Genomic DNA, 2,054 nt, shown 5'->3' on the forward strand with positions numbered 1-2,054 from the left:
GCGAGGGCCGCCAAACTCTTCGCTATGAGTCTTCGGCCCGCCGAAGACCTCGCCGATGAAGGCGGCGACATGCGCCGGATGGTCCGGCGACATGGTCTTGAACACGGGGCCGACGATCGGATCCACGGCCACTTTGTCGTAGAAGGCGCGTGTCAGCCTGTTGAGCGCCTCGCTGCCGCCGGCCCATTCGTACAAAGTCGGGATTTTCGCGCTCATCCCCGATCCTCCGTTCCGCAAATCGCGCGAGGAGGATAGCGGCGCCACCCTGCCCGCCTCAACCTGCCTCGATGGCCAGTGCGGGCTCTCTCCTTGTCTACGCAATTCTGGACGGAAAACCGTAAACGCTTTTCCTGGAATTGCTCTAAAGTTTCGCTGGCGCCTCGGCCTCGGCATTGGCGGCCGGCAGCACCCGGCAATTGTCCGGTTTCGGCGATGAGTTGCAGATGGTCGCCCCGGTGAGCGCATCCACCGATTGCGGTCCGGTCGTAAGACCGGATTCGCGAAGTTCGCCCTTGCTGAGTTCCCTGTGCTTGGCGAACTGCGCCGACTGCATGGCGGCAAAAAAGCCCGAGCCGATCGCCATCTCGTCGAGATACGCCCTGACCTTCTCTTCCATGCCCATGGAATGCACCAGGAAATGCGCATCGGCGCCGACGAGGCGCCTGATGCCGCCGGCGATCATCATCGCGCAGGCGGCGTCGCATTGGGCGCCTGCATTGATGGTGAGACCGCTGTAGAGGCCTTCGGTTGGTTCGCAACCCGCCTTGCCCGGATCGCAATCGAGAAAGTCCGTTCGGGCGACCGCGACATCCAACCGGCGCTCACGGATCAGGCGACCCGCGGCAAGCGCTGCCTGCACATCGCCACCTGGCGAGTTGACGACCACCGGCAATCTGCGCCCGCCGAGCGTATCGAGCAGCTGGCGAAGCTTGCCGGCCGTGCCTGCGGCGATCGTGCCTTCCGCCGAAATCCATTCCGGACAATCGGGATTGCAGAGCGGGTTGCTGCCGCGAACGACAACGAAGCGCATGTCCTGTTCCTGGACCCGCGGCCGGGTCGCCGTGCCCGGAGCAGCGAGCAAAGGCGCGGCTTCGACCTTCGCGACCTCGGCCGGCTTGGCGTTCGACGGCATCTCGCGGCAATTCGCCGGCACGGGATTGCGCAGGCACATGCTCTTTTCGGTCAACAGATCGAGCGAATCGAGGCTGGTGACGAGCTTCATCTCCAACATATCGTCGGGCTCGATCTGCCGGATGTCGCTGGCGGGCGTCGTCTTCATCACATCCAGCACGCCCTGCTCGACGCCCATCTCCTTCAGATAGGCCGACAGTCGCCTCTCGACCGCCTTGCTCATCTCATAGGTCTTGTAGCTGCCGGCATTCTTGCGGCTGACGATCGTGGTGCCGATGATCTTCTTCTTGCCGTTCACGACCCGATAGGTCGTGCGGTAGAGCAGCTTCTCGCGCCGGAAGGTGGTGGTGATCTGGTGGACACCGAGATAGGCCCATTCGCCAACGACGCGGCGGATGCCGCCGGCAAACATCAGCGGACAGGCCGAATTGCACATCGCGCCGCTGTCGTAAGCGACGCCGGAATAGGGCTGCTGCTTGGCGTCGTTGCCCCGGCAGTTCTTCATCCCCGGCGAGCAGCCGGAAAACTCCGTGATGCCGACCGCGATATCGAGCTTGTTCTTGCGGATCATGCGGCCAAGCTGGAGCGCGGCATCGACATTGCCGCCGGGAGAATTGACGACAATTGGCAGTTGCCGCCCGCCGAGCGTCTTCAGCAAGCGTCTGAACAGCGCTGGCGTGCTAGCCTCGATCGTGCCTTCAGCGGAAATCCATTCCGGGCAATTCGGCTCGCAGCCCAGCGCGCTGCTGCGCACCACCGCGAAGCGCATCGTCGGACCGTAGTCCGGCGGATCTTCCTTCGCGGCGGCGCCGAAGGCAGCCAGCGTCAGGACAGCGGCCAACCCCAGTCGGATCAGCCCTCGCCGCCGCAAAATGATTTTTGAACGAAACGCCGAAACCACGCCTGGCTAGCCCCTCGGGTAC

1 protein-coding gene and 1 pseudogene are annotated in these 2,054 nt (G+C 63.8%); both read right to left on the reverse strand.

Annotated features, from left to right (window positions below; genetic code table 11):
- A pseudogene (locus EOA28_RS33830) lies at window positions 1-216 on the reverse strand (globin); the annotation flags it as partial.
- 145 nt (window positions 217-361) lie between these two features.
- Window positions 362-1,900 (reverse strand): hypothetical protein, encoded by a 1,539-nt coding sequence (locus EOA28_RS33835; protein WP_128315748.1) that lies wholly within the window; start codon window positions 1,898-1,900, stop codon window positions 362-364.
- Window positions 1,901-2,054: the final 154 nt, after the last annotated feature.

The sequence above is a fragment of the Mesorhizobium sp. M2A.F.Ca.ET.067.02.1.1 genome, assembly GCF_004023285.1.
In the GTDB taxonomy this organism is placed as follows: domain Bacteria; phylum Pseudomonadota; class Alphaproteobacteria; order Rhizobiales; family Rhizobiaceae; genus Mesorhizobium.